The sequence below is a fragment of the Haladaptatus litoreus genome (genome assembly GCF_900156425.1).
In the GTDB taxonomy this organism is placed as follows: domain Archaea; phylum Halobacteriota; class Halobacteria; order Halobacteriales; family Haladaptataceae; genus Haladaptatus; species Haladaptatus litoreus.
On sequence record NZ_FTNO01000001.1, the window covers coordinates 356643 to 380716 of the forward strand.

Genomic DNA, 24074 nt, shown 5'->3' on the forward strand with positions numbered 1-24074 from the left:
AAGTCACGACTCTACTGAAACCGCCACCGCACCCTCGCTCGCGGTTGCACCGCTCGCCACCGAGATTTCGCAGAAATCTCGTTCGCCACACACCTCCCCAACCGATTCCTTCGTCGCGTTGCTCCTCAGTCATCCCTCGCACGAGTGAACCTCCGGTGGAGGTTCGACTTCGCGCGCCATGTCGTCAAATTCGAGTTCTCCGGATTTTCACAAACCCAGTGGCGCGTGCGCCAGCAGGCCCGAGGATTTCACGTCGGAGGGTCTGTGTTTGAATGGAGTCGGGAATTGCAAACACCATCTCCGAACAAACTTCAGGAACTCGTTGACACATCGCCAACTTGCTGCGATAAACCACACACTGCACGAAACCATCTCGCACATCCACACCATCTCCGTCCCCGAACTTTATCGCCCATGAAAAGCCATACTTCTGTATGAAACGCTACGACGCCCTCTATCGCCTCTACGACGAGTTCGACGCGAAAACCCTCCGGGCCTATCAGGACTTCGTCGACCTCTTTCCACCAGTCGATTCCCGCGTTGCACTGGAACACTGGCAGTCCGCGAGCGAGGAGTTAGACCAGCGAAAGGACGAAATCCGGGCGGCGTTCGACGCGGGCGAAACCTACGCCACCATCGCCGCGCACGCCACGCGTGACCAGTCGTTCACCGCCCTCGACCTCTACTCGAAGTACGGGCGAGGGGTGAACGCGCTGGTGCTCGACGTGGACGAAACCCTGCGCTCTGCCGGTGGAACCGACAACGAGATTCCACGGGAAACGCTCCACCTGCTGACCGACTTCCACGAGAACGGGATGCCAATCGTCGTCTGTACGGGACAGACGCTTGAGAACGTAAAGGGGTTCGCTATCCAGGGACTCGGCAACGAAATCGTCCATTCCGGAAACCTGAGCATCGTGTACGAGGCCGGAACCGGCGTGTTCACGCCGGGCCACGGCGCGGAGACGAAACGCCTGCTGTACGAGGAGTTGGACGACGAAATTCGGACCATCTTCGATACGGTTCGCTCACAGGTGCTCTCGGCCGCGCCTGACGAACTCCGGCGGTGCACCCACTTGCAGGGCAACGAGTTCAACGTCACGATGAAGCCGAACTTCGAAACCGGCAGTTCGCGGGCCGTGGAAATCATCGACGACGCGCTGGTCTACCTGCTGGATTTGCTCGGCAGGACGGTGGTGGAAGGCGGCGAAAAGGATGACGCGAAAAGCGGGAATAGAAACGGAAGCGACTGGGCGCGGGCGTACTACGCCGACAGCGACCCGGAAATCCGCGGCGTGCTGGAAGAACAGGGCGAAACCCCGGAAAACGACATTTCGTCGGTACCGGAGGACGTGCAGGAGACCTTCGACCGAATCGACGTGGCCTACTACGAAGGTGACGCCGCCGAAATCGGCAGTCGGGAGTTGAATAAGGTGGTCGGGGTGAAAGGCGCGCTGGACGTGCTGGGCATCGACGACCCATTCACGCTCGTCATGGGCGACAGCAAGAGCGATCTTCGAGTCATGCAGTGGGTGGACGAAACCGACTCCGGCATCGCTGCCGCGCCGGAACACTCCTCCCGAGACGTGCTAGACCACGTCGTCAGAACCGACGAACTCGTCTACGACCAAGGGAAGGCGGGCGACGTGCTGAGAACCGTCTACGCGATGAATCGGCTGGCGAATCTAGGTTGAAATCGGCGAGACGGGTGACAACCACCCAACCGAATCAGTCGTACCAGTAGAACAGTCCGGCAACTGAAACCGGGATGACGAGAACCCAAAGGAGGACTCGAAGGGCCGAGAGTTGGAACTCGGACAACATCGGTCGAGACTGGCTAATTTTGTCGATGGCGTATATCGAACTGTCTCGTCTGACGAGGGAATTCCGTGGCAGTTCGTCGTGCATCGTGACATTGCCGCCGTCGAACACGCGACTGGTGGTGGGTGAAAGAAACCGGTATGGTCTGGCGAGTTCAGCAGCAACCTCCCCTTCGGTGACGGACTTCGAAGACAGAATCAACGACCCGTTTTCGGTGCGGTGTGTCGGTTCCCGAAATCCGTCGGTGAAGACGACGAATCGGTAATCGTGTTCGAGATACTGGCTGACGTTCGTCCCACTGCGATTCAACCGCAATGGCTCATCACGCACTTGATGTTCCAATCCACAGGCGCGCGAGAAGACGATGTAGCATTCTTTCACTTTCGGATGATGTCGCAGGTAATCGTGTCGGTTTTCATCGGTTACTTCGACCGCACGATACTCGTACTGCGGTTCATCAGCATGGGGCAACAACCAGAGTGAGTTCAGTGCAAGCGAGAGTGCAAGCAGAAAGCAGAGCAAACCCATGAGTCGCTGGTTCACTGCAATCGCCCCAGTCGGATACGCATGCTACAGTATTAGCAATACTACTGGTAAGCTTTCTGTTCGTCAGTAGATTAATACAAATGAATAGAAACGAAAAGAACCGAAGAACCGAGGTACGCGCGCCGAATGAGGCGACTCAGGCGTTCACTTGAACGCGCACTGTATCGCCTGCTTCGACGGAACTGTGGGCCGAGAGGGGTTCGGCGTCGCGTCCCGATTCGCGAAGGACGCGGGTGTCCGAACGGAGGCCGAAACCGTCCACGATTCCGGCGCTAACTTGCTGGCCGTACTGTTCGCCGAGTCGGTTCACGACATCCTCGACGGTGGCCTCTTCGGGCACTGCAACGCGGGCGTCGCGGGTTCCAGTTCGCGCGACCATCGGGCCGGTAAGTTTAACCGTGACGTTCATACTCACACTGTTGTCCCCCTGCAACAAAAAGTTTACTCATACTCGAAAAAGTCCTGCCGAGACGAAACCGCTTATGGGGCCGGGCGATGAGCCTTCGAGTATGTCGCACGCACCCGAACCGGGGTCGGACGACCCGCTTTCCCTGCACGGCGTCGTCCCGCCCACGATTACGGCGTTTCACGAGGACGAATCGGTCGATTACGACGCGACGGCGGCCCACGCCGAGTTCGTCGTGGACGGCGGCGCGCACGGCGTTTTCCCGCTCGGAACGAACGGCGAGTTTCCGCTCCTGACGGGCGAAGAAAAGCGCGGCGTAATCGAGGCCGTCGTCGATGCCGTAGACGAGGTTCCGGTTATCGCAGGCGTCGGCGCACCAAGCACCTACGAAACCGTGTCCCACGCGGAACACGCGGAATCCGTCGGCGCGGACGGCCTCGTCGTCGTCACGCCGTACTACTTCCCGCTCGACCACGACGCCGCGGTTTCGCACTATCGCCGCGTCTGCGAGGCTGTCGATGTGCCGGTGTACGTCTACCACATTCCGAGTAAAACCGGTAATTCGCTGTCGCTCGATACGGTCGCCGACCTCGCGGAAATTCCCAACCTCGCGGGACTCAAGGATTCGAGCAAGGACGTGCCGTGGTTAGGGCAAGCTATCGACGCACATCCCGAGCTTACCTTCCTCGCAGGCTCCGACTCCCTGCTCTTCCCCGGCCTCGAAATCGGCTGCTCGGGCATGGTCAGCGCAGTTGCCAACGCCTTCCCCGAACTGGTCGTAGACCTCTACGACGCCTACGACGACGGCGACGAGGCTCGCGCGCGCGAACTTCAAAGCAAGGTCTATTCCGTTCGTGATGCTCTGAAAGGCGGGTCGTACATGGCGGGTGTGAAGACGGCGCTCGACGTTCGGAACCTCGACTTTTCGCCCGGCCCGCTCCGCAGTCCGCTTCGGAAGATGGACGACTCCGATAGGGCGGAACTCGAATCCGACCTCCGCGCGCTGGATTTACTCTAACGTTTCTTTCGGGTAGGTCGTTCTTTCGGGGAGTGGCTATAACACGGAGGGCGTTGTCCGGGTGGCTATGGCTCCCTCGCGCGTCCTCGCAGTTGGACTAGTTGTGCTGTGTTTACTCGGTGGTGTCGCCGACGCTCGACCGTTCGATTCGTCCCTCGACGGAACTCAAGCCTCCCGCATCGGTTCCTGTACGAAAATAACCAGCCCAGGTCACTACACCCTCGGGCAGGACATCAACAACGGCAAGACGCGCATTTCGACCGGTTGTATCGACATTCGAGCGGATAATGTCGTTCTGGACGGGAACGGCCACGTCCTCGACGGATTCGGGGTCAGCGACACAACCGGCGTGCTGGTCGAAAACGCTTCGAACGTGACCGTCAGGAATCTCCGCGTTCAGGACTGGAATCGCGGTATCGCCGTCAGAAACGCGGAAAACGTGGCGGTTCGTAACGTGGACGCGTCGAACAACGCGATTGGCATCGACGTAGCCGGTTCCGACGCTCGACTGGTCGGAAACACCGCTCGCGGGGATTTGAAAGGACTCGTCCTCGACGACCCGTGGGACGACGACCTCGTAAATAACGATATTCGGGGCAACCACGTCGTGAACGTCTACGCGCCGCTCGCGGTCGTGGACGTTTTCGGCGTTCAACTCACGCTCGGCCCGCCCCTGGACCCCGACCGAGACGGGCGGTACGAAGACCTGACCGGAAGTGGTGATGCTGGTATTTTGGATGTCGTGGCGTTCCCCATCGTCGTCGTGGCCGACGCGATTGGCCTCGCCGACATTCCGACGGAACAGCGAACAGCCCTCGATTTCGACGGGGACGGAACCTTAGACCACGGCGACCTGCTGGCATATGCTGGACTCAGGCCGACGGCCTGAGTCCAGCCGTACTGTGGTTCGGTAACTGATGTCGATTACGACTCTTCCGAATTTGCCCGCTCTGGCACTTCGTTCGCCCATTCTGGCCACTCTTTTCTCTGTTCTCCCGAGAAGGAGTCGTCGCCCGACATCGACTTGATTGCGCGTGCGTCCTTCTTGCTCCACACTGCACCGTCCTCGTGGAAGACGCCGTTCAAAATTCCGCGTTTGCGCTGACTGAGCATGTAGGCTGGTTTGAGCATGAGCGACCAGAAGAAGTTGCCGACGCCGGCCTCGCGGATGGGCGGCACGAGCGACGCATAGCGCGGGCCACGTTTAGTCGCTGGAACGTTTTTCTGCCCCCAGCCGAAGTTGGCGATTCGTTGCCATTCGGTGAGCCACACCGGCATTCCGGCGCTTCGTTGGAGTTTGTTGGCTTGTTCGAGAACGTCCCGATAGATGGCCTGCGTGTTCGGATAGTTGTAGTGAAACTGCATCACGTCTACACCCCAATCGTAGTAGTCGGCAACGTTCGCCAAACTCGTCGCACCGACCGTCAGCGGGACATCTCCGCGCTCTTCGCGGACGACGCGAAACATCTCGCGCGCGAACCGCTTTTTCCACGGTCGCCATCCGGGTTCGTTCATCACCTCGATGGCGAGGACACGTTCGTCGTCGCGATAGCGGTTCATCACCCACTCCGCGAATCGGGTCGGCTCACTCCATCTGTCGGGATTTCTCATCACCTGTTTTCCCGGCGACCAGACCGAGGTACCCGTCCACGGGTCTGTGTCGTAGAGGTTTTTTGGAACCGGCGGGCGTCCGACTCCCTCGAAAATCCCGAGCATGACGCGGATTCCGTGTGATTCCGCGGTTCGAAGGAAGTGGTCTACCGCCCTGCCGAACGATTCTCTATCCTTGTGCCACGCTTCGTAACTCAGCCACGTCCTGAGGGCGTTCAGATTGAGTCGGGTGGCAAACCCCATGTCGCGCTCCGTGACACCGCGTTCGTAGGTGTGCCACATCTGGAACGAGTTCATCGCTCGTGCTGGAAGATACATCGCACCGCGGACATCGACTGGCGGTCCTTGTGCATCGGCTACGCATCCCGCGAGTGAAACCGCAGATGCGACGCTGGTAGCGAGGAACCCCCGTCTCGTACACCGACGAGTCATACACTCGCGGACAACCGCGTTCTACCTGAAAGTGATGGTTTGTTTACTGATACTATGTCAAAACTTGACACGTGTTTCCTGTCTGAGTAGAATATTCCGCCTTTCAGTGAAACTGCCGAATACAGCACTCTAACGGTTTGAAACAGTCTGCAACGTCTTAGGGGGCGTTTAGCAACGTTCAACGATTCTCACGTTTTATACTCTCGACCTGTTTGGCAGCAAACCGTGACGCAGCACAACCCTACCCGAAACACGGCGGAACGAGAAAAATCAACTTCGGCACGAACCGACACGCGGAACACGACACGACGAACCTTCATGCGACTCACCGGCGGAACCGCCCTCCTCGGGTTCGCAGGTACCGCGAGTGCAGACCATACGACCGCAGACCCCGTGTCCGGCGCACCAATCCCCAACAATCCGGGCCAGTACACCTACGCGACGATGGGTCACGGCGGCAATCCAACCGCGACCCTGTACGGGAATTTCAAGTGTCCGTACACGCAGGATTTCGTCCTCAACAACTTGGAGGACGTAATTCGGGAGTTCGTGGAACCCGGCCGCCTCGACATCCGCTTCCGCGCGCTGGCCTACGAACCGCCGGGACACTCTTCTCACGGCTCTTCTTACTACTTCATCTCCGACAGCGACCCTCTCATCTCCGAATCCGCGATGGGCGCGTGGAACGCCGAAGCGGACGAATACTGGGCGTTCTTCCGCGACATGTTCGAGAACAAGGTGTCCGGGAACGTCTCTTACGACGACATGCGGGCACGAATGAACCAATCCGACCTCGAAGAGCGGGATACAGCAATCTCGTGGGCGAAAGACGGCCGGTACGAAGACACCGTCTATCAGACGCGATACGCCGCTGGCGACGACGGCGTGACCTATACACACCGACGTTCGAACTGGACGGCGACACGACACCCCCGCACCACGACACGCAGGATATTCTGAACTGGATAGAAAACCGACTGCCCGACGACGGCGGCAGTGGGGGTGGGTCGTCCGGGTCGGCCGGCGAATCGGGGTCGATAACCACCAGTCAGCCTGACCGGGATGATTGGTTCAGCGAGAGCCTCTCTTCTTCCTACGATTCGCCGACGGTCATCGCCAAATCGCTGACCTACGACGGTGCCGACCCCGCCCACATCCGGCTACGAAACGTCGGCGATGATGGGTTTCAGTATCGAATCGAGGAGTGGGAGTACGCGGGTGGCCCGCACACCAGCGAGACGTTCGGCTACGCGGTGCTCGAATCCGGTACGCACTCACTCGACGGCGTGAAGGCCGAATCGGGGACGGTAGAAATCGACGATTCGTTCCAGTCCGTTTCGTTCCAGCAGGATTTCTCCGCCCGTCCAGTCGTCTTCAGTCAAGCGCAGTCCCGCAGGGGACTGGACGCCGTCGTGACGCGGAACGCCGACGTGTCCCGAACCGGAATGCGCGTTCTGCTCAAAGAACAGGACAGCTACGGCGCGCACATGGAGGAAGTGGTCGGCTATCTCGCAGTCGAAGAAGGATTCGGAACTCTCGGCGGGTCGGCGTTTGAAGCAGGAAGAACGCCAGTCGCCGTTACTGAGGATTGGTACGAAATCTCCTTCGACGGGTCGTACAGCGACCCGTCTTTCGTCACCGACATTCAGTCGTACACCGGTTACGACACGGCAGAAATTCGGTATCGGAATCTTACTGGGTCGAGCGTCGAAGTCAAAATCGAAGAAGAACGAAGTTTGGACGACGAAGTCGCCCACCGAGCCGAGTCGGTTGGGTATTTGGTGTTTGACGGGGCGTGAGCGCCGTCAACCTAGCAAATCTTTGATTTGTGTTGCTTGACGAATCTTCGGTCAAATTGGATTCGCGGGATTTCGAGTTGCGTATTCATCGCCCAATCGACCACAAACGGTGTTCTCGGTGGTAGTTCTCCGTACTGATTACCACTTAGAGACTCATTAATCGACAGCAGGAGCAGGATCAGAGCTGGTTTTTCACAATCTCTGTTCGTCCACCAACAGACAGGAACGGTCGGCCTATCCCCCCGTGCTGCTGGTTAACTGGTCAATAGTAAGGACGACGCGAGTAGAAGAAACAATCGAGATGCCCGAACAGCAGACCGTCCCACGGGTCGTTGGCTACTATCGCCGCGGTCGGTACGAGCTCCGAACAGAGGATTCCGTCCACGCGTGGATAAGCGCGGAAAAACCGGTCGACGTACTGCAGTGAGCGACCGATACCATTCAAACTTTTACTCTGGCCTGAGTACTCGGTGGCATGGGACGCGATTATTCCACGCTTCACGACCCGAACGCGGAGTACACCATGCGAAATCTCTCCGCCGAGACGATGGGCGCGACGGCGACGCGAAGCGGCGCGCGCGACGTCGAGATTACCGACGTACAGACGACGATGGTGGACGGGAACTTCCCGTGGACGCTGGTTCGCGTCTACACCGACGCCGGAATCGTCGGCACGGGTGAGGCCTACTGGGGTGCGGGCGTCCCCGAACTCATCGAACGGATGAAACCGTTCGTCGTCGGCGAAAATCCGCTCGACATCGACCGACTGTTCGAACACCTCATTCAGAAGATGTCCGGCGAGGGTTCCGTTGAGGGCGTCACGGTAACCGCGATTTCCGGCATCGAAATCGCCCTGCACGACCTCGCGGGCAAGATTTTGGACATTCCGGCCTACCAACTCCTCGGCGGCAAGTACCGCGACGAAGTTCGCGTCTACTGCGACTGCCACACCGCGGACGAAGCGGACCCCGAAGCCTGCGCGGACGAGGCTGAGCGCGTGGTCGAAGAACTCGGATACGACGCCCTGAAGTTCGATTTGGACGTTCCGTCCGGACTCGAAAAAGACCGTGCGAACCGCCACCTTCGCCCCGGCGAAATCCGCCACAAAGCTGAAATCGTGGAGAAGGTCACCGAGCGCGTCAAAGACCGCGCGGACGTGGCGTTCGACTGCCACTGGACGTTCTCCGCCGGAAGCGCGAAGCGACTCGCACAGTCAATAGAGGACTACGACGTGTGGTGGCTCGAAGACCCCGTTCCGCCGGAGAATCTCGAAGTTCAAGAAGAAGTGACGAAATCCACTTCCACGCCGATTACGGTCGGTGAAAACCGCTATCGCGTTACGGAGGAACGCCGCCTCATCGAAAACCTCGCCGTGGACATCATCGCGCCCGACCTGCCCAAGGTCGGTGGCATGCGTGAAACCCGGAAAATCGCCGACGTTGCGAACCAGTACTACGTTCCGGTCGCTATGCACAACGTCTCATCGCCCGTGGCGACGATGGCCAGTGCCCACGTCGGCACCGCGATTCCGAACTCGCTGGCGGTGGAGTATCACTCCTACCAACTCGGCTGGTGGGAAGACCTCGTACAAGAGGACGTTATCGAGGATGGCTACATCGAGATTCCGGAGAAACCGGGACTCGGCATCACGCTCGATATGGATGTCGTAGAAGAGAAGATGGTCGAAGGCGAAACCCTATTTGACGAAGCGTAGCTTCGTCGGGCCAGCCAAACGCGAACAGATATGCGGAAGATGACTGAACCGTGACAAACGGTGGTTGCGACTGCAATCGCGTCTCACCGACCGACGGTTGTATTTTTGTTTTCCACCGACAAACGGCAGACATTTTGAATAATACTAACTTTTAGACACTATTTCTCGAATAAGCAGTCACAAAACTTATTCTGTGACGATTCGTTTAAATTTTCTATGACCGGAACACATCGGCGGAAGTTCCTCAAAACGACTGGCGCTCTCGGGGCGATGGCCACGGTCGGAATCGGATTCTCACTCACTGCTTTGGGGGCCGACGAATCCGATGGCTCGTGGCCGATACGTCGCGGGAACGCCGGACGAACCGGGGCAACCGCAGACCGCGGCCCCGGTTCGTCCGTGACGACCGAATGGTCGTTCGACATGGGTGGTGGAATGTACGCCAGTGAACCAATCGTCGGCAAGGACAAAGTATATCTGGCGGTGACAACTTCGAACACCCCTTCGACCAGTGAGGGATATGTCGCCGCCTACGATTTGGCCGGAAACGAGATATGGAGACGGGAGGGGATTTCTCGCCCCGGAACACCCACCCTCGGGGATGGAACCGTCTACTTTGATACGTTCGGTGCCGAGCTCGCCGACTCGACTGGGTTTTTCGCGCTCGATAGCGAAACCGGCGAAACGAAGTGGCACAAAGCCCCGGCTTCCGGGTTCGGTGATGCATTGGTCGCTGGCGGGGGATTGTACTGTACCGTGGCCGGAGATGCGTGCGAAATCGACCCCGAAACTGGCGACGTGGTTTGGAAGACTGAAAATATCGGTGGTGCGACGTGCTACGCCGACGGAACACTATTTTATAGCGACGGTGTTGCGCTTTCCGCCGAGGATGGCTCCGTCTTGTGGGATGTGTCCGGAGACGAAGACCGTCTCCAGACTGTTTCCGGCGGGCAGGTGTATAGCGTCAAAACCGACAGAGACACCGGAACAGAGGTTCGAGCGCGGTCGGCAGACGATGGGTCGATTATGTGGTCGCAGTCGATTGGTATCGATGGATACTGGTGGGGCTCACAGCTCACGTTCGCTGACGGACACGTCTTCTTCCGAGTGGACAATACCATACGGGCACTCGACGCAAAAACGGGCGAGGAAGCGTGGACGTACGAAGCGAATGCGGAACTCGCAAGCGACCTGACAGTCGCGGACGATGCACTCTATGTCGGTGGGCGGACGACCCCCGAACCGGACGTAGGGATTGCACTCATCATCGCAATCGACACCGCATCCGGCGAACGGAAGTGGCACCATTCGTTCGGAGAGTGGGAGTTCGATGACACCGGCCCTGCTGCCGGAACACCCGTTATCGCCAACGAGAAGGTGTACACTGCCACGTTCCCGCTTCGGTCAACCATCGACTGGATGTACACCGAGTATGCCGATTTTTACGTTCTCGGAGCGGCCGAGTCGAACGAAACGACATCCCAATCGCCCGAGACGACGGATGAGGAGACGGCGACGACGAGCGAGGAGGCGACAGCGACAACCGAAGGGACGGAGAGCGAGACGACAACTGAAGGAAGGACGACCACGGACAACGGGACGGCTACCGAAACCACGACGAGTGGAAAAACCGAAAGCGGGGGAACGACGCAGACGACCACGGAGAGCACAGGGCAAACGACGACAGAGATGACGTCAGCGACGACCACGGCACGAACGTCAGGAACGACTTCGTCCGAATTGCCGGGTGGCGAAGGGGGAACCACTACAACTGCAACGGATGGACAACCGGGATTCGGCCTCCTCACCGCAATCGGTGGACTTGCGGGTGTCGGTGCGTATTTCCGAAATCGAATCGAACGGAACGAGTAAAAACGACGCGTTCCCAACCTTTTCAGGCTCGCAACTGCTCTCTCACCGTCTCCTTGAACGCGACCAGCACCGCGACGACCGCGAACAGCCACACCACGGTGATTTCCGTGGCTGTCGCGTCCCCGGAAGTTAGTCCGGTTCCAACGATAGTGTGAACCCCTATCGAGAGCAGGAAGACGAGAAATCCGAAATGCCAGACGCCATCGACGTACAACTCCGAATTGTGCGAAAGGAGGGCGAATCCGAGCGCCAGCGAGACGGCGATGGCGACCACCGACCATCGCAGGCCAGTTACGCCGAGTGTATCCGCCAGTGGCCCAACGAGGGTGACCAAGGCTAAATTCAGTGCGAGAGTGACGCTCACGAGACGAAAACCGGAAACCATGCGCCGAGTTGGTAGGCCCGCCGGATAAGTGTAGCCAAGTAGAGGTTTTTATAGTATGGCGAACAAATTCAGAAACGAATGAGCCAACCGCGGTTCCACGAGATACAGCGATTCCGGCAGGGATGGCTCTGGGGATTTCTCATCTTCTCGACCATTCCAGTCGGCCTGCTGGTCTTTGCCGTGACGATAGACGAAGCAGGCGGTTTCACCCCCGATGCACTCGCAACGTTGGCGGCGGTACTATTCGCACTTTTCGCGCCGCTGGTACTTTTCTACCGCGCTGGACTCGTCACCGAAGTTCGCGAAGACGGTCTGTACTGCAAGTTCTTCCCCTTCCACCTCCGTTTCCGACGGATTCCGTTTTCGGAGATGACGCGCGTCGAACGAGTCAGTTACAGTCCGATGCGTGACTACGGCGGTTGGGGAATCAGGTTCGGCCTCTCGTTCTCTCGTCGGGGAATCTCGTTAGACGAAAAGGGAGTCGCCTACATCGTCAGCGGAAACGACGGCGTCAAGATCGAACGGGAAGGGAAACGCCCACTGCTCGTCGGGTCACAGCGCGCGGACGAACTGCGCCAGACGATTGCGGACACACGACGCTTCGGCGCGGATACCGGAAGCGATTAACAGATGGGTTTCGGGTCGAGTCCCATGTCAGTCAAGGTGTCGGCGTAGTCGTCGTACGCAATCTGGACGATTTCTTCCGCGATTTTCCGCGCCTCGTCCCAGTCCGAATCGTCCTCACAGCAGGCAGAAAGCAAGGAAACACCGTCTTCGACGTTCTGCTGGGTATCATCGCGCAAGTCACGAAAGAGATTCGCCCGGTGTTCGTCCGCCCTGTTGACGAAGAAGTTCACGACTTGAAGCAAGGTTCTGTCGCCGACGAGCGAGCGTCCGACGAGGCCGCCCGCCCGTGAAACGTCGCCGTCCAGTTCGCGGAGTCGTTCGTGCATGGAATCAATGCCGGATGGTTCGAACTCGTCCAGTTCCGCCACGACGCGCTCGTAGTGGTCGCGTTCTTGTCCTTCCAGTCGGTCGAACAGTCCCCGTTCCGACGACTCGGCCCACTCGGAAAACGTCTCTGCCGCGGTGTGTTCGCTTCCCGCGACTGCCGTGAGAACCGTTTTCGGTTCGAGGTCGGCACCCGTGAGCGCGACGAGCAGTTGTTGGGAGCCGAGACGGTCGAGTTCGGTCGCTTTGGCGTTCCGTACCGAGTCGGCGAAATCGTCTCCGTTCATATCGGCGAAACGGCGAGACGGAGCATAACGTTTGGGCGGCGATGGCGAGAGGTCGGGATTCTCGGGCCGACCGTTTTTGCCCTCGAATCGCTTAGCGTACGTATGGAAGACGCTCTCTCCGCCCGAGAACTGTACGACCGACTTCAGCGCGGCGAGTCGGTTACGGTTCTCGACGTTCGCAACCGTGACGAATACGAAACGTGGCACATCGACGCCGAAAACACGGTTCAGACCCCCTACGCCGAGTTCATGAGCGCGAAGGTGAAAGATGAGATTTCCGACCTCGCCGAATCCCTCGACCTCGAAGAACCGGTCCTCGCGGTCTGTCCCCGTGGCGAAGCGAGCGAGCAAGTCGCCGCGATGCTCCGCGAAACCGGCATCGACGCGCGGAATTTGGCCGACGGAATGAACGGTTGGGCGCGAGTGTACGTCGCCCGCGAACTCCCCACGGAAAGCGAGGACGCCGAAACAGTCCTCCAGTACGAACGCCCGTCCAGTGGTTGTCTGTCCTATCTCGTCGTTTCGGACAACGAGGCTGCCGTCATCGACCCGCTTCGGGCGTTCGCCGACCGCTATGCCGAAGACGCCCGCGAGTTCGGCGCAGAGCTGAAATACGCCATCGACACGCACGTCCACGCAGACCACGTGAGCGGCCTCCGCGAGGTCGCAGACGCGACCGACGCAGAGGCAATTCTGTCCGAGGGGGCGCGAAATCGGGGACTCTCATTCGACGCGAAACTCGTCGAGGATGGCGACGAACTCGCAGTTGGTGAGGAGACACTGACCGCCATCCACGCGCCGGGCCACACCAGCGAGATGACGCTGTTTCGCGCCGAAAACACGCTGTTTAGCGCAGATACGCTGTTTCTGGATGGGATTGGGCGGCCAGACCTCGAAGCCGGTTCGGATGGCGCGAGCGAACTCGCGGACGACCTCTACGACACGCTTCACGAGCGCGTCCTGACGCTTTCGGACGAAACACTCGTCGCGCCGGGTCACGTCCACGCCAAAACGCCGCTGACAGAAGGCGGAAGTTTCACCGCACCACTGGCGACGGTTTCCGAGTCGGTTTCGCTCCTCTCACTCGACCGCGACGAGTTCGTCGAACGAGTCGCGGGAGATCTCCCACCACGGCCCGCCAACTACGAGGACATCGTGGCGGTGAATCTCGGAACGGAATCCGTCGAGGAAGAAGCGGCGTTCGAACTCGAACTCGGGCCGAACAACTGCGCGGTTCAGTAGGATTTCAACGGCGTTCGGTCAATTTCGAATTATACCGTCGCCGCGCTTCGCCCGGCGACGACGACGTTTACCACGGCACCGACGAGCAGGAGGACGCCCGCGAAGTAGAGCCACGTGAGAAAGAGGATAACTCCGGCGAGCGCCCCGTAAACGGGTGCTTTGCTCGCAGCACCAGCGTAAGCTTGGAAACCAGCCTGAAGAATTAGCCAGCCAATCGCGGCGACGACCGTTCCCGGAATGGCCTCTCGAACCGTCATGCTCACCGGAGGGAGCACGTAGTAAAGCGGCAGGAAGACCAGAACGAGGCCGAGGAGCAGGGTGAGAGTGCCAGCAAAGTCGATGAATGGAATCGCCTCGAAAGTGGACGACCGAATGACGGCTCCGACGGCAATCATCAGGGCGATTCCGACGGCGACCGCGACGAGCGTCACGAATCCTTTCTTTAGCTGTTCTACGATTCCTGCGTCGGGGTCGCGCTGGTACACTTCCTCGAATGCGAGGAGCAGTCCTCGAAACAGTTTCAATGCGCTCCAAAGTAGGACGACGACACTCAGGAGGGAGGCGCTGGTTCGCGCCGAGGAGTTCTGTACCGCCTGTTCGAGGAAGGACGCGCCTTGTTCGGAGAGCAAGCCTTGCGCTTGCTGAACGAGCGCGTTTGCGAACTCCTGTCCGCCGATGAGTGTCCCGACCGTGAGTGCGAGAAGGGCAAGCGGGAACACCGACACGAAGGCGTAGTACGCGAAACTCGCCGCGAGGAACGTGATGTTGCGCTCTTGCACGACATCAATGACCGACCGGGCCGTCGTGGTTACGCTCATAGGTGAAAATGGTCGTCCCTCCTAATGTTTGGTTCGGCTATCTGAATGACGTATTCGAACCCGTTCGCGAAGAAAAGGAAACTGCGGTCGGATGGATGTTCTTACTCGATGCAGATGCACGCCCAGTCCGAGACAGTGTTACCGTCGTCGGTCACGGGCCGGTCGAGGTCTCCGGAGCCGTCACAGTCGCCGGGGTCGTCGTCGTCCCCGTCGTTGTCACAGTCGTATGAATCGTCGGACGACTACTCGACGTTGTCATCGACTGCGGTTACGTTAGCGCCTTGGTCCGTGGCGACCGCGACGCCCGCCACGGCAGACATCAGTAGTACCGCTGTCAGCAGGATACTTTTGATTTTATGTACCATTGTAGAGTTTTACTCCATCCGCGTTCGTACCCGCAGAGGGGAAGTCAAATTCCAGCAGACGTGGGAATCCGATTCTGACACGGCGTCGGAGACTACCCCAGTGGATACGATTTGTCCAACTATGCCATGATTGTTTATTATAATCTACATAAATAAAGTCGACAATTTCATAATCGGCGGGATAAATATATCTAAATTATTATTGCTCACAGATGTTCTGTTTTTAGGGATAGATAAGCTACTAGCTGTGGGATACAATTGTTCGTCGTGCAGTCTGCGATAATTGGGCGTATAATCTCATCTCAATGAATTGTATTCCGGCAGAATCGACTGCACCCGGAACTGGCTTGCCATTCCGTTTCCACCATTCTACATGGAAATCGACCCGAGCGAAGTGCAGTCACTCTATCGCACGCTGGCGGGCGCTGTCGTCCCCCGGCCGATTGCGTGGGTCAGCACCCGAAGCGAAGATGGCGTGGACAATCTCGCTCCTTACAGCTTTTTCAACGTCGTCAGCGTCGCGCCACCGGTCGTGATGTTCGCTCCGGTGGACGGACAGGACGGGTTGAAGGACACGCCGGCCAACATCCGCGAAACCGACGAGTTCGTCGTCAACGTCGTCACCGAACCGCTGGCCGAGGCGATGAACCAGACGAGCGCGACGCTCCCCCACGGCGAAAGCGAGTTCGACCACGCCGGACTCGACCGAGCAGAATCGACGACGGTCGATGCCCCGCGCGTTGCAAAAACGCCGGTCGCGTTCGAATGCTCACTGTACGAAATGATCGATATCGGTGCGTCCACGATGGTTCTCGGCGAGGTCGAATGGGTGCACGTAGACGATTCGGTGACCACCGACGACAAACTGGACGTAGAGAAAATCGATGCTGTCGGTCGCCTTTCAGGAAGCTTATATGCGACGACGGACGACCGATTTTCGTTGGAGCGCCCTCCATGAGCGAACAGGACATCATCGAGCAGAGCGACGAACCGATTACCGGCGAGCGAATCGCGGACGACCTGCGAACCCTCGGAATTTCGGCGGGTGACACCCTTCTCGTTCACTCGTCGCTTTCCGCCCTCGGATGGGTCAGTGGCGGTGCGCCTGCCGTCGTGGACGCCTTGCGTTCCGTCGTCACTACCGACGGGACACTCGTGATGCCGACCCACACCGGACTTTCCGACCCGGACGGGTGGCAGAACCCGCCAGTGCCGGACGACTGGGAGGAGACGATTCGGGCGACGATGTCGCCCTACCGACCCGAAGTGACGCCGACGCGCGGGATGGGCGCGATTCCGGAGACGTTCCGAAGCTATCCCGACGTGGTTCGAAGCAAACATCCGCAGGTTTCGTTCTCGGCGTGGGGAACGGACGCAGAATCCATCGTCGCAGACCACGAGTACGACTTTGGACTCGGTGAGAACTCCCCGCTCGCAGACGTGTACGACAGGGATGGAACGGTTCTTCTGCTAGGTGCTGGCTACGACTCGAACACCTCGATCCACCTCGCGGAACACCGCGGCGAATTTCAGAAGGAAACCGAAAGCGGCGGTGCACCGGTGTTGGAAGACGGCGAGCGCGAATGGATTCGACTGACGGAACTGGCACTTTCGGACGACGATTTCGAACAGGTGGGTGAGGTCTTCGAAACGGAACGTCCGGAAGCAGTCGCTCGTGGTTCGGTCGGGAACGCTGATACGGTTGCGATGCGCCAGCGTGAACTGGTCGATTTCGCCAGCGACTGGTTCAGCGAAAATCGCTAGTCGTTACGGTAGTCGTCGCCTCGATTCGTCGTGCCGATTCGTCGTGTTAGTCGTCGTCCGCGGTTGCGGCGTCGGAATCCATCGCTTCCGCGTCGGCTTCGATGCTCGGCGGATATTTTCCCCGGTCGAGTTTCAGGTCGCTCTGCGGGCGCGCCATGCAGGTGAGCGCGTAGTTTTCGGCTTCTTCTTCGGTGAATCCGCGGGCCGCCGGTTGTGTGACCTCGCCCTCCACGATTTCGGCGGAGCACGCGAGACACATGCCGACTCGGCACGAGTACTCCTGTGCGATACCCTCCTCGATACACGCCTTGAGGATGGTCTGCTTGTCGGAAACCTCGATTTCCTCTCCGGTTCCGACGAACTCGACGGTGTAATCGGTCATACTCCGGAGATACGAAACTCCCTGACAAAACTCTTTATCCACGCAGGTCGCCACTCCGAATTACTGTCGTCTCCGAAACGACACATTAGGGGATAAAGAGTTTTCTCGCTTCCCTCTCGTAGCGAAACGCATGACCGAGCAGTACGATATGGTCGTCGTTGGCGCAGGAACCTCGGGGTGTTACGCCGCGGCGACTGTCGCACGCGAAGGCTACGACGTCGTCATCGTGGAGCGGAAGACGGAGGAAGAAGCGGGACACATCGCTTGCGGGGACGCACTGAAAGGCGCAGACGCCTTCCCAGAAGCGATTCCGAAGGAGAAGATTCAGCCAGCGTTCACCAACACGGACGTAGACCACGGCCGGTTCGAGATTCCGAAAGAGGACACCGTCCTCGAAATCCCGGTTCCCGGCGAACTCGCCGTCATCGACCGCTGGGAGTACGGACGACGAATCATCCAAGGCGCGAAAGACGCCGGAGCCGAATTCCACTACGATACCGTCGTTCAGGACGTGACGCAGGACGACGGCGGGCGCGTCACGGGCGTCCGCGGCAAACACAATGGAGAGGTCGTGGAGTACGAATCCGAACTGCTCATCGACGCCGCGGGAGCACTCTCGCTTCTACAGGACAAAACGGACTTCTCGAACGCGACGTTCGACACGAACGTCACTTATTCGCAGTTTTGTTCGGCCTACCGCGAAGTGATTCACGTCGATGAACCGGTCGAGTGGGACGACGCGCTGGTGTTCAAACCGACCGACCGCGCCGCGGGCTACCTCTGGTACTTCCCGCGCACCAGCACGGAAATCAACGCCGGACTCGGCTTCCAAATGAACGAGGAACCGATGAAGTTGGTCGAGGACTTGAAAGTGGACTTGCGCAACCGACCCGAGTTCAAGGGTGCGACCGTCGAGGACAAACTCGGCGCGGCCCTGCCGACCCGCAGACCCTACGATTCCGCCGTCGCCTCCGGGTTCATCGCGGTCGGCGACGCCGCGGGGCACGTCAACCCGACGACCGGCGGCGGCATCGCGGGCGCGGCCTACGCGGGCAAGTACGCGGGTGAGCAGGCCATCGAAGCCTTCGAATCCAGCGACGTGAGCGAGCAAGCCCTATGGCAGTACAACCAGCGCGTCATGGACCACTTCGGCGCGCGTTACGCGGGACTGGATATCTACAACATCTTCACGACCGCCGTGGAAGTGGACGACCTGATGGGGATGCTCGGCGCGCTCCCGACCGAAAAGCTCTCCGAGGCGCTCTACTCGGGCAGTGCGAACATTGGATGGAAACTCAAGTTCCAAACCGCCATCGACGCCCGCGACCACTGGCGACTCATCTACGACCTGTACAAAACGAAGAAGTTGGCCGACGACATCATCGACCACTACGACCACTACCCGACCGACCCGCGAGGGCTTCCGGCGTGGCAGGAGGTACGTGACGACCTCATGGACAGCGTGTACGAGACGACCGGCGCGTCGCCGAAATACTGAGTTCGGTGGGTTCGTTCTCTTTTGTGTAGTATCGTACAGTATTGTACAACCAAGACAATTTTGAAACGCTGCTATGTGGTATGTGTTGTTTTACAAAATGAGGGTTTGCTGACTAGAAAACGACGTGAAAATGGAAAAACAGCGCGAACCGCTCGCGTGTAACTTCGTCAACCGAGTTCTTTCACGACAATCTGACCGTAACTGTGCACAGTCACGCGATAGTCGAGAATGTCGAAAACAACTTTGCCACCCATTCGAGGTGAACCGTCGTGTTTGTCGCTAAATAGATTGTCTAGTGCATCCGGGTCGATGGCGTCGTATAGCGGGACGCCGATTTCCGCGGGGTCGTCCCCTGCCACTTCGGCGAGTGCCATCACTACTGCGGTACTGAGTTTTTCGTCCTCCGTGTAACACGTGTGCTGGTTGTTCGGTGCTGTGCTTGCGATAATGCCGCCGTCGTCACTCTGGTTAATGTTCTCGTTCATGTTGTTGACCTCGGAGACTGCAATACTGTTCGGTGTATGCAGAGCCTTGCGATAGAGACTAATAAAAATTGCCGTCTATCTTTGAAATAGTTATGTTCTCAACATTTGTTCCCGGAGACGTTCGAGAGTCAGTCCAAACCGTAGTCGCCTCCGTACTTCAGGAAAAAGTACGACAGAACCAACACCGTGACCATCGCGGACACCGTCGCAACCCCGAGCGTCATCGCGCTGCTCGGAACCGATGGGAGGGCACCGCCGCCTCCACCGCCACCCCCGCCTCCGCCGCCTGCACCGACTTCGACGGTTCCGACCATCCCGGCCGACTCGTGTGGAATGCAGAAATACTCGTAGGTGCCTTCCACGTCGAAGGTGTGTTCGTACTGTTCTCCCCCGCCGATGTCGCCCTCGGGGTAGGCGTCTCGTGCCGCCTGTTCACTGTCGAAGTCGCCACTTGCGAAATACTCCGCTTCTTCCGGAATCTCGTCCTCGTAGGCCGTGACCGAGTGGCCGACCGACCCCACGTTGTCCCAGACAACCGTCGTCCCCGGTGCGACCGTCACCGACTCCGGTTCGAACACGAGACTATCCGTCATCTCGACCGTTTGTTGCTCCTGTGCAGACGCCGCCCCCGCCGTGGACGCAACTACCGTTCCCCCCGAGAGTCCCCGAAGGAACCCCCGCCGTGTCGTTTCAGTTCCCCCCATAGTGGACTAGTCGGGATTCTCCACAAAGGCAATTACGCCTGTGAGAGTTGTGGGTTGTCGAGTGTGAATTTGTTGTGGCCGTTGTCGCGAGAAAACTGACTGATGGTTGGTTTCACTGGGACAATCCGTGATGTGCGAACGTCGCAAATCACGACTTACACTCGTGCCCGCTCCCGCAGTCACTCGTGGCTTCGCCGCTCGTTTCTCGCTCGCCCGAAACCCACCAGGAGCCGCAGGCGAGCGAGTGCGGCGCACTCGCCCGCCAAGTGGCCGGTTGGCCTGCCGTCACGCGCCCGAAGCCGAATTTGGGAGAAAACGGCTTGTTAAATTTGGGTTGGCCGGGCGCGCGAGCGCGCCCGGCCCCGGCGGCCTGGTGGATTTTGGGGCGAGCGAAGAGTGAGCGACTGCAAGGAGCGAATGATGAGCGAGGGCGTATTTGCAGGCGTGATTTGCAAGCGACTCCGCTACACCAACAATACCACAACCGACCGTCTCAACCTCTTCCATTCACTCGAAAAATCAGTCAAATTACAGTCTCACGATACTCGAAACACCTTCAAGGACGCTTGCTCGCAATCTCCCGAATCGAGGAGGACAACAAATCGACCGCAATCGGGAGACTGTCTTCGTCCACATCGAACGTCGAGGTGTGGTGTCCGCCGGGGTGGTCGGTGCCGACGCCGACGTAGGCGGCGAGGCCGCCGTTTTGCTGAACTTCCTGCATGAGATACGTCGCGTCCTCGCTTCCGCCGAGGCTGTCCCTGCGAATCGGATTTTCGACGCCACGGGTGTCCGTCGAAACGTCGTGAACGATTTCGACCAATCCCTCGTCGCTTTCTGCACTCGGGGCTTCGCCCTCTTTGCTCTGTTCGACCGAACACCCGTGCATGGCCGCGGCGCTTTCGAGAACGCGGTCTGCGCGCTCCTGCATGTAATCCTTGAGGTGGGTCGTTTCGCCGCGAACTTCACCCTCGATGTAGGCCTGTTCGGGGATGATGTTCGTGGCCGACCCGCCGCCGACGTCCCCGGCGTTGATTCGCGTTGCGCCGTCCTCGTGGCGTGGAATCGCGTAGAGGTTCTGAATCGCAGTCGCCATCGCCTGCACTGCGTTTTCTCCAGCATTTGGTTTCCCGCCCGCGTGGGCCGGTTCGCCCGTGAACTCGGCGAGGAAATGGCTCACTGCGAGGAAGCCATCGACGCCCGCGACGACTTCGCCGGTCGGGTGGTCGAGTCCGATGTGAACCGCGAGGAGGTAGTCTACGTCGTCCAGATGTCCGCTCTTTGCCATCGGCTTTCCTCCGGCGACCATCTCCTCGCCGGGTTGGAAGAGGACTTTCAGGGTGCCCTCGAAGTCGCTGTCCTTGATGGCTTCCAGCACGCCGATTCCGATGGTCGCGTGGGCGTCGTGCCCGCAGGCGTGCATCGCGCCCGCGTGCTCGGAGCGGAACCCTTCCGTCGCCGGAACGTGGTCGTCGTCGATGGATTCCTCGCGGAGCAAGCCGTCGATGTCCACGCGCAGGGCAACCGTCGGCCCCTCGCCGCGTTCGATGACGGCAATCGCGCCGGTTCTGCCGCCCTCCAACCGTTCGAGGATGTCCTCGCGAGCACCCTCCTGCCGGGCCTGTTCGTACCAACGACCCAGTTCGTCGTCGTCGGGAACTGACATTCGTTCTTCTTCCGCGAGGACTTCCGGGCCAACGTACAGTTCGTCTACCCCGATGGTTTCGAGTTCGTCCACGATTCGGGAGGTGGTGTAGAACTCGCGCCACGCGGGTTCCGGATACTGGTGTAGTTCCCGTCGCAGTTCGACCAATCGGTCGCGGTGGGTCTGTTGACTCATGGCAGGGCTGACGGCCGGTGCGGGCTTAAACCCTCACGAGTGGGCAGGCGTTGCATCTTCCAGTGGAAACCGGGTAATTCCAGTGGGAATCGAATAATCGTGTCGCGGATGCCGAAACCATTCGGATATTTTGTACACTGTGTTGCATATTTCGCCAACGTATCATTCTGTATTAACTATAATTTATAATTCCGGGCCGTCTTGCCACAGGACGACAGAGGTGAGTTAGATGGGTTCTTCAGGCGATAGGCAGGATGAACCGGGAGACGAAGTAGAAGAAGAACTGATGGAAGCGGAGCGGGCGCGGAGCGAGCCGCGAATCGAGTTCTACGGCGGGAAGTGGATGAGCACGATTCCCATCGCGCTGTTCATCGTCTGGGCAGTGTTCCAGAGTGGACTCCTCGGAATCGGGGACACGACGGGACTCGTTATCGGGATGCTCGTTTCGCTCATCGTCGGAATGCTGTTCGCCAAAGGCGATTGGAAAACCTACGCGAACACCATCTTCGAAGGGATGACACAGCGCGTGGCCGCGACGGCCATCGTTGCGTGGCTCTGGGCGGGCATGTTCGCGCAGGTGCTCCAAGACGGCGGCTTCGTCGAGGGGCTCGTTTGGGCCGCAGAGGCATTGAGCATCGGCGCAGCGCTGTTTCCCGCAGCGACGTTCGTCCTCGCCGCACTGCTCGCAACCGGTATCGGAACCGGCTACGGAACGACGATTGCGTTTACCGGGCTGTTCTTCCCGGCAGGAATCCTCATCGGTGCGAATCCGGTGTTGATGTTCGGCGCAATCCTTTCGGGCGCTGTGTTCGGCGACAATCTCGCGCCGGTCAGCGACACGACAATCGTGAGCGCGGTGACGCAGGATTCCGACATCGGCGGCGTCGTCGCCTCACGATTCAAATACGCCATCTTCGCGGCGGTGTTCGCCCTCGCCGGCTACGTCGTCGCCGGGTCGATGATGGATGGAATAACCGTTTCCGGGCAAGCCGCCTTCGAAGGAAATCCGATTGGTCTCATCCACCTCGTTTCGATGCTCATCGTCATCGTCACGGCAATTTCGGGGCGACACATCGTCGAGGCAATCTCGTGGGGCCTCATCTTCGCAATCGGCGCGAACTTGGCGTTCGGACTGGCTCAACTCCAGCAGATGCTGGTCTTCTACGCGCCGGAAAACGGGCCGTTCGCGCAGGATTTGGCCTTCCTGCCGATGGTTCAGGTCGTTGCGCCGGACGCCGAGACCGCCGGGACGGTGAGTGGTAGCCTGTACAACGGCGCACTGGGCTTTTTCCCGCTCATCGTGCTGACTCTGCTCATCGTCGCGGGTGCGCAAATCATGATTCGCGGGGGCGGCTTCGAAGCGCTTCAGAACTGGTTGCTGAACCGCGTGGCTACGAGCGTCCGCCGTGCAGAGACGACGATGGTCATGGGAACCGCTGGCGTCAACGCGATGATTACCATCAACACCGCCGCGGAAATCGCAATCGCACCATACGTCGCCCGCATCGGCCAGAAGTTCAACATCAACGGCTACCGCCGTGCGAATATCCTCGACGCGAACTCCTCCGCGATGGGCTACATCTTCCCGTGGGGCGGCGGCGTGCTGGTCGGCTATGCGACGATGGTCGGACTGGTTGACCAGTTCGACTGGTTCACGCAGTCGATGCTGGTCAACCCCGCCGAAGTCTGGCCGTTCGTCTTCCACGGCTGGTTCCTGTTCGGCGTATTCCTCCTCTCCGCGCTGACCGGGTTCGGACTGGAATACGTTTCCGACCGCAAAGCCGAGGAGGTGGCACGAGTATGAGCCTCTTGGACAAATATCTCGCAGGCTGGACGTTCCGGACGAACAGGCCGGAGTTCGACGTCGGCCAAGAAATCGAAGTGTATCTGACGGGCTACAACAACGGCACCGCGCGTGCTCGCGTCGGTGACACTATCATCCACGTCGAAGATGCTCCGCCAGACGCGCTCGATACGCGCGTCCGACTCCGCGTCGATGAGTTCGACGTGAACGACCACGTCGGGGAAGCGACGTTCGTCGAAGCGATAGACGGCGAGACGTTCTGAGTCCGTCATAGTTATTTTTCGCGCTCGCGCTCGGTCTACGAAATCAGTCACGTCGGCAGTAACTAGG

27 protein-coding genes are annotated in these 24074 nt (G+C 59.2%); 16 read left to right on the forward strand and 11 right to left on the reverse strand.

Features of this window, described 5'->3' with window-relative positions:
- The first annotated feature begins 434 nt into the window (after positions 1-434).
- Entirely contained in the window at positions 435-1694 is a 1260-nt protein-coding gene (locus tag BW974_RS01865; RefSeq protein ID WP_076427476.1) for an HAD hydrolase family protein, read from the forward strand.
- 34 nt (positions 1695-1728) lie between these two features.
- On the opposite strand, the gene BW974_RS01870 is transcribed toward BW974_RS01865, so the two are convergent.
- Positions 1729-2364: a hypothetical protein gene (locus BW974_RS01870; RefSeq protein ID WP_139328801.1), complete on the reverse strand. Its 636-nt coding sequence runs from the start codon at positions 2362-2364 to the stop codon at positions 1729-1731.
- A gap of 139 nt (positions 2365-2503) precedes the next feature.
- Positions 2504-2776, reverse strand: coding sequence for a MoaD/ThiS family protein (locus BW974_RS01875; protein WP_076427480.1), 273 nt, complete (start codon positions 2774-2776; stop codon positions 2504-2506).
- A 100-nt stretch (positions 2777-2876) separates the two neighbouring features.
- On the opposite strand from BW974_RS01875, the gene BW974_RS01880 reads away from it, so the two are divergent.
- Together BW974_RS01880 and BW974_RS01885 are read left to right on the forward strand one after the other, a co-directional pair.
- On the forward strand, positions 2877-3791 hold the full coding sequence (locus tag BW974_RS01880; protein WP_076427482.1) for a dihydrodipicolinate synthase family protein: 915 nt from the start codon (positions 2877-2879) through the stop codon (positions 3789-3791).
- Between the two features lie 67 nt (positions 3792-3858).
- Positions 3859-4680, forward strand: a complete 822-nt coding sequence (locus BW974_RS01885; RefSeq protein WP_076427484.1) for a NosD domain-containing protein — start codon at positions 3859-3861, stop codon at positions 4678-4680.
- Positions 4681-4715: 35 nt separating this feature from the next.
- Here BW974_RS01885 and BW974_RS01890 read toward each other — a convergent pair whose 3' ends face one another.
- Positions 4716-5834: a cellulase family glycosylhydrolase gene (locus BW974_RS01890; RefSeq protein WP_245799875.1), complete on the reverse strand. Its 1119-nt coding sequence runs from the start codon at positions 5832-5834 to the stop codon at positions 4716-4718.
- 818 nt (positions 5835-6652) lie between these two features.
- Here BW974_RS01890 and BW974_RS24515 point away from each other — a divergent pair.
- The 4 genes from BW974_RS24515 (at position 6653) to BW974_RS01910 (ending at position 11219) form a co-directional block, all read left to right on the forward strand.
- Positions 6653-7633: a hypothetical protein gene (locus tag BW974_RS24515; protein ID WP_139328802.1), complete on the forward strand. Its 981-nt coding sequence runs from the start codon at positions 6653-6655 to the stop codon at positions 7631-7633.
- Positions 7634-7934: 301 nt separating this feature from the next.
- Complete coding sequence (locus BW974_RS26895; RefSeq protein ID WP_267879593.1) at positions 7935-8060, forward strand: hypothetical protein; 126 nt, start codon at positions 7935-7937, stop codon at positions 8058-8060.
- A 48-nt stretch (positions 8061-8108) separates the two neighbouring features.
- Positions 8109-9347, forward strand: a complete 1239-nt coding sequence (locus BW974_RS01905) for a mandelate racemase/muconate lactonizing enzyme family protein (RefSeq protein WP_076427492.1) — start codon at positions 8109-8111, stop codon at positions 9345-9347.
- 216 nt (positions 9348-9563) lie between these two features.
- Positions 9564-11219 carry an outer membrane protein assembly factor BamB family protein gene (locus BW974_RS01910; RefSeq protein WP_076427494.1) on the forward strand — a complete coding sequence of 552 codons (1656 nt, stop codon included), beginning with the start codon at positions 9564-9566 and terminating at the stop codon, positions 11217-11219.
- Positions 11220-11241: 22 nt separating this feature from the next.
- On the opposite strand, the gene BW974_RS01915 is transcribed toward BW974_RS01910, so the two are convergent.
- Complete coding sequence (locus BW974_RS01915; protein WP_076427496.1) at positions 11242-11604, reverse strand: hypothetical protein; 363 nt, start codon at positions 11602-11604, stop codon at positions 11242-11244.
- Between the two features lie 78 nt (positions 11605-11682).
- On the opposite strand from BW974_RS01915, the gene BW974_RS01920 reads away from it, so the two are divergent.
- On the forward strand, positions 11683-12231 hold the full coding sequence (locus BW974_RS01920; RefSeq protein WP_076427498.1) for a hypothetical protein: 549 nt from the start codon (positions 11683-11685) through the stop codon (positions 12229-12231).
- Here the strand turns inward: BW974_RS01920 and BW974_RS01925 are convergent.
- The gene (locus tag BW974_RS01925; protein ID WP_076427500.1) at positions 12228-12842 is read right to left on the reverse strand and encodes a hypothetical protein; all 615 of its coding nucleotides are present in this window, start codon (positions 12840-12842) and stop codon (positions 12228-12230) included. The two genes, BW974_RS01920 and BW974_RS01925, sit on opposite strands and share 4 nt — an antisense overlap.
- A 102-nt stretch (positions 12843-12944) precedes the next feature.
- Between BW974_RS01925 and BW974_RS01930 the strand changes: the two genes are divergently transcribed.
- Positions 12945-14084, forward strand: a complete 1140-nt coding sequence (locus BW974_RS01930; RefSeq protein ID WP_076427502.1) for an MBL fold metallo-hydrolase — start codon at positions 12945-12947, stop codon at positions 14082-14084.
- A 29-nt stretch (positions 14085-14113) separates the two neighbouring features.
- Here the strand turns inward: BW974_RS01930 and BW974_RS01935 are convergent, their stop codons facing one another.
- On the reverse strand, positions 14114-14902 hold the full coding sequence (locus BW974_RS01935; RefSeq protein ID WP_076427504.1) for a YihY/virulence factor BrkB family protein: 789 nt from the start codon (positions 14900-14902) through the stop codon (positions 14114-14116).
- A gap of 2 nt (positions 14903-14904) precedes the next feature.
- Here BW974_RS01935 and BW974_RS01940 point away from each other — a divergent pair, with 2 nt between their 5' ends.
- Positions 14905-15132 (forward strand): hypothetical protein, encoded by a 228-nt coding sequence (locus tag BW974_RS01940; RefSeq protein ID WP_076427506.1) that lies wholly within the window; start codon positions 14905-14907, stop codon positions 15130-15132.
- 12 nt (positions 15133-15144) lie between these two features.
- Here the strand turns inward: BW974_RS01940 and BW974_RS26900 are convergent, their stop codons facing one another.
- The gene (locus BW974_RS26900; protein ID WP_281247648.1) at positions 15145-15267 is read right to left on the reverse strand and encodes a hypothetical protein; all 123 of its coding nucleotides are present in this window, start codon (positions 15265-15267) and stop codon (positions 15145-15147) included.
- A gap of 373 nt (positions 15268-15640) precedes the next feature.
- Here BW974_RS26900 and BW974_RS01945 point away from each other — a divergent pair, with 373 nt between their 5' ends.
- Together BW974_RS01945 and BW974_RS01950 are read left to right on the forward strand one after the other, a co-directional pair.
- The gene (locus tag BW974_RS01945) at positions 15641-16225 is read left to right on the forward strand and encodes a flavin reductase family protein (protein WP_076427508.1); all 585 of its coding nucleotides are present in this window, start codon (positions 15641-15643) and stop codon (positions 16223-16225) included.
- Positions 16222-17031 carry an AAC(3) family N-acetyltransferase gene (locus tag BW974_RS01950; protein ID WP_076427510.1) on the forward strand — a complete coding sequence of 270 codons (810 nt, stop codon included), beginning with the start codon at positions 16222-16224 and terminating at the stop codon, positions 17029-17031. The genes BW974_RS01945 and BW974_RS01950 overlap by 4 nt, the downstream gene beginning before the upstream one ends.
- A gap of 46 nt (positions 17032-17077) precedes the next feature.
- Here the strand turns inward: BW974_RS01950 and BW974_RS01955 are convergent, their stop codons facing one another.
- On the reverse strand, positions 17078-17413 hold the full coding sequence (locus BW974_RS01955; protein ID WP_076427512.1) for a 2Fe-2S iron-sulfur cluster-binding protein: 336 nt from the start codon (positions 17411-17413) through the stop codon (positions 17078-17080).
- 130 nt (positions 17414-17543) lie between these two features.
- Here BW974_RS01955 and BW974_RS01960 point away from each other — a divergent pair, with 130 nt between their 5' ends.
- Complete coding sequence (locus tag BW974_RS01960) at positions 17544-18911, forward strand: geranylgeranyl reductase family protein (RefSeq protein WP_076427514.1); 1368 nt, start codon at positions 17544-17546, stop codon at positions 18909-18911.
- A gap of 167 nt (positions 18912-19078) precedes the next feature.
- Here BW974_RS01960 and BW974_RS01965 read toward each other — a convergent pair whose 3' ends face one another.
- Positions 19079-19396 carry a HalOD1 output domain-containing protein gene (locus tag BW974_RS01965; protein ID WP_076427515.1) on the reverse strand — a complete coding sequence of 106 codons (318 nt, stop codon included), beginning with the start codon at positions 19394-19396 and terminating at the stop codon, positions 19079-19081.
- A gap of 128 nt (positions 19397-19524) precedes the next feature.
- Entirely contained in the window at positions 19525-20100 is a 576-nt protein-coding gene (locus tag BW974_RS27425) for a plastocyanin/azurin family copper-binding protein (RefSeq protein ID WP_076427517.1), read from the reverse strand.
- Positions 20101-20263: 163 nt separating this feature from the next.
- Between BW974_RS27425 and BW974_RS24520 the strand changes: the two genes are divergently transcribed.
- Positions 20264-20500, forward strand: coding sequence for a hypothetical protein (locus tag BW974_RS24520; protein ID WP_175609608.1), 237 nt, complete (start codon positions 20264-20266; stop codon positions 20498-20500).
- Positions 20501-20656: 156 nt separating this feature from the next.
- Here the strand turns inward: BW974_RS24520 and BW974_RS01975 are convergent, their stop codons facing one another.
- A complete protein-coding gene (locus BW974_RS01975; protein WP_076427518.1) occupies positions 20657-21940 on the reverse strand; it encodes an amidohydrolase in 1284 nt (427 codons plus the stop codon).
- A 286-nt stretch (positions 21941-22226) separates the two neighbouring features.
- Between BW974_RS01975 and BW974_RS01980 the strand changes: the two genes are divergently transcribed.
- Both BW974_RS01980 and BW974_RS01985 read left to right on the forward strand, forming a co-directional pair.
- The gene (locus BW974_RS01980) at positions 22227-23744 is read left to right on the forward strand and encodes a Na+/H+ antiporter NhaC family protein (RefSeq protein WP_245800005.1); all 1518 of its coding nucleotides are present in this window, start codon (positions 22227-22229) and stop codon (positions 23742-23744) included.
- Complete coding sequence (locus BW974_RS01985; RefSeq protein WP_076427522.1) at positions 23741-24007, forward strand: DUF7513 family protein; 267 nt, start codon at positions 23741-23743, stop codon at positions 24005-24007. The genes BW974_RS01980 and BW974_RS01985 overlap by 4 nt, the downstream gene beginning before the upstream one ends.
- Positions 24008-24074 lie beyond the last annotated feature (67 nt).

Coding starts and splice junctions, on each gene's coding strand:
- BW974_RS01865 (WP_076427476.1), top strand. CDS start 435: ATGAAACGCTACGACGCCCTCTATCGCCTCTACGACGAGTTCGACGCG.
- BW974_RS01875 (WP_076427480.1), bottom strand. CDS start 2,776: ATGAACGTCACGGTTAAACTTACCGGCCCGATGGTCGCGCGAACTGGA.
- BW974_RS01880 (WP_076427482.1), top strand. CDS start 2,877: ATGTCGCACGCACCCGAACCGGGGTCGGACGACCCGCTTTCCCTGCAC.
- BW974_RS01885 (WP_076427484.1), top strand. CDS start 3,859: ATGGCTCCCTCGCGCGTCCTCGCAGTTGGACTAGTTGTGCTGTGTTTA.
- BW974_RS01890 (WP_245799875.1), bottom strand. CDS start 5,834: ATGACTCGTCGGTGTACGAGACGGGGGTTCCTCGCTACCAGCGTCGCA.
- BW974_RS26895 (WP_267879593.1), top strand. CDS start 7,935: ATGCCCGAACAGCAGACCGTCCCACGGGTCGTTGGCTACTATCGCCGC.
- BW974_RS01905 (WP_076427492.1), top strand. CDS start 8,109: ATGGGACGCGATTATTCCACGCTTCACGACCCGAACGCGGAGTACACC.
- BW974_RS01910 (WP_076427494.1), top strand. CDS start 9,564: ATGACCGGAACACATCGGCGGAAGTTCCTCAAAACGACTGGCGCTCTC.
- BW974_RS01915 (WP_076427496.1), bottom strand. CDS start 11,604: ATGGTTTCCGGTTTTCGTCTCGTGAGCGTCACTCTCGCACTGAATTTA.
- BW974_RS01920 (WP_076427498.1), top strand. CDS start 11,683: ATGAGCCAACCGCGGTTCCACGAGATACAGCGATTCCGGCAGGGATGG.
- BW974_RS01925 (WP_076427500.1), bottom strand. CDS start 12,842: ATGAACGGAGACGATTTCGCCGACTCGGTACGGAACGCCAAAGCGACC.
- BW974_RS01930 (WP_076427502.1), top strand. CDS start 12,945: ATGGAAGACGCTCTCTCCGCCCGAGAACTGTACGACCGACTTCAGCGC.
- BW974_RS01935 (WP_076427504.1), bottom strand. CDS start 14,902: ATGAGCGTAACCACGACGGCCCGGTCGGTCATTGATGTCGTGCAAGAG.
- BW974_RS26900 (WP_281247648.1), bottom strand. CDS start 15,267: ATGGTACATAAAATCAAAAGTATCCTGCTGACAGCGGTACTACTGATG.
- BW974_RS01945 (WP_076427508.1), top strand. CDS start 15,641: ATGGAAATCGACCCGAGCGAAGTGCAGTCACTCTATCGCACGCTGGCG.
- BW974_RS01950 (WP_076427510.1), top strand. CDS start 16,222: ATGAGCGAACAGGACATCATCGAGCAGAGCGACGAACCGATTACCGGC.
- BW974_RS01955 (WP_076427512.1), bottom strand. CDS start 17,413: ATGACCGATTACACCGTCGAGTTCGTCGGAACCGGAGAGGAAATCGAG.
- BW974_RS01960 (WP_076427514.1), top strand. CDS start 17,544: ATGACCGAGCAGTACGATATGGTCGTCGTTGGCGCAGGAACCTCGGGG.
- BW974_RS01965 (WP_076427515.1), bottom strand. CDS start 19,396: ATGAACGAGAACATTAACCAGAGTGACGACGGCGGCATTATCGCAAGC.
- BW974_RS27425 (WP_076427517.1), bottom strand. CDS start 20,100: ATGGGGGGAACTGAAACGACACGGCGGGGGTTCCTTCGGGGACTCTCG.
- BW974_RS01975 (WP_076427518.1), bottom strand. CDS start 21,940: ATGAGTCAACAGACCCACCGCGACCGATTGGTCGAACTGCGACGGGAA.
- BW974_RS01980 (WP_245800005.1), top strand. CDS start 22,227: ATGGAAGCGGAGCGGGCGCGGAGCGAGCCGCGAATCGAGTTCTACGGC.
- BW974_RS01985 (WP_076427522.1), top strand. CDS start 23,741: ATGAGCCTCTTGGACAAATATCTCGCAGGCTGGACGTTCCGGACGAAC.